Origin of the sequence: Phenylobacterium sp. (assembly GCF_013822795.1) — a bacterium.
GTDB lineage: Bacteria > Pseudomonadota > Alphaproteobacteria > Caulobacterales > Caulobacteraceae > Phenylobacterium.
Window position 1 is genome coordinate 1 of sequence record NZ_PNLB01000042.1, and the last position, 1,426, is coordinate 1,426.

1 protein-coding gene is annotated in these 1,426 nt (G+C 66.8%); it reads right to left on the reverse strand.

All coding sequences use genetic code 11. The features are described 5' to 3' along the window. A partial coding sequence (locus C0481_RS21795; RefSeq protein WP_293407841.1) for a relaxase/mobilization nuclease domain-containing protein occupies positions 1 to 1,322 on the reverse strand: 1,322 nt, incomplete at its 3' end. Positions 1,323 to 1,426 lie beyond the last annotated feature (104 nt).

The following is a 1,426-nucleotide window of genomic DNA, read 5'->3' on the forward strand; positions in this document are numbered from 1 at the left end:
TCCTGAATTTTTGGGTCGAGCCGCTTGCCGTCGTCCCGGACAAGTCGAACCGCCGCATGCACATGAATATGCTCTCGGTTCGTATGCATCACGAAAACATACTCATGTCCGGCAAACGCGCGCGCCAGGGTCGCCCGCGCGGCGTCCATAAACGCCGCTTTGTCCGTGCCGGGCTTGGCGCTCAAAATGACATGCGCAAAGTCGCGCGGCGCGCTCGATCGCATATGCGGCCGCCAGGATTTGGCGATTTCCAGGCTGACATTGGCCTCACGCGACGCGGCGCGCGGTGGGCGGTTCGGCAGCTCGCGCGCGAGGCGCTCGGCTTCATCTTTGAGCACACGGCCGTCCGGCCCAAATACCTCGATCTCACCGCCGCGGGTAAGTCGGGCCAGCGCCGTCGTGGCGCCCTCGACCCCATGCGCCCATTTCGGGTCGGTAAATTCGGCGTCCCGGCCGAATGCGCCCTCCAACCGATCGCGCAAACCGTCAATCGACCGCTGATTGTCGTAGATCCGGTGAAGCCGGCCGCCCGCATTGCGCTCGCGACTCGCGGCCGTCATGACGATGTCGACGCGGCTATGCGCGCCATGCTGCGAAAGCCGCCATGCATAGTGATGGCCGCGAAGAGCCTCCGTAAGCGCGTCTTGCGCCTGCGTTGCCTCCAGCCTGCGGTCGAACCGCATTGCGAACTGCAGCACGTCGTTGGACGGCGCGCGGCCATCTTCGGCGCGCCACGTGGCGGCGAAGTCGGCGACGGAGCGCTGCCCGGTGATCATCAACCCATCATGGCGCTCCAGCGTCAGTTCGCCCTTGTCGCTCTGATAGTTCAGAAGCGATTTCGCCCGTGCCGCGCCAGAACCGAAACTCGCGATCTTGACGACCGCCGCCTGCGAGCCGGCCGCAAGATTAGCCTTCGCGATCAAGGCGGACCGCACGGATGCGATCGCTGCGCCCGTCGCCGGCGCGCGGCCGCCCAGTGCCGGCGATGAGGGTCGCGCCGTTTGCGCAACCGCGGCGGGCGCACGCGCCGAGACGTCGGTCTGCGAAACGCTGCCCTTCGCTGCGACCGCGCGCTTCACGCGCAATTCATCGTCGGCCCGGGACTTCTCGCCTGGAGCCTGCGCGCGCGGCCCTGTGTCCGGCCGCTCGTCGTGTCGGGGCCGGGGCGCCGCGCGCGAGCTGTTGGCTGTTTGCGCGCGGTAACGCTCAGCCGATTGCACCGCAGCCGCAAGATCGTTCAGCGCCGCCCGATTCTTCGCCGCAAGACGACGCTGCAAGCCTTCCATCAGAATCGAAAGATCAAGCGCCGCGAGAGTCGTCATGAGGCGCAGTCCTTCTCGATCGCCGTCTCGGCGCGTCTCCGCGCTCGACACGTCAATGACGCAAAGAGCGCGTCGAGCGCCCGCATGATCCCATGCGCTTCGAT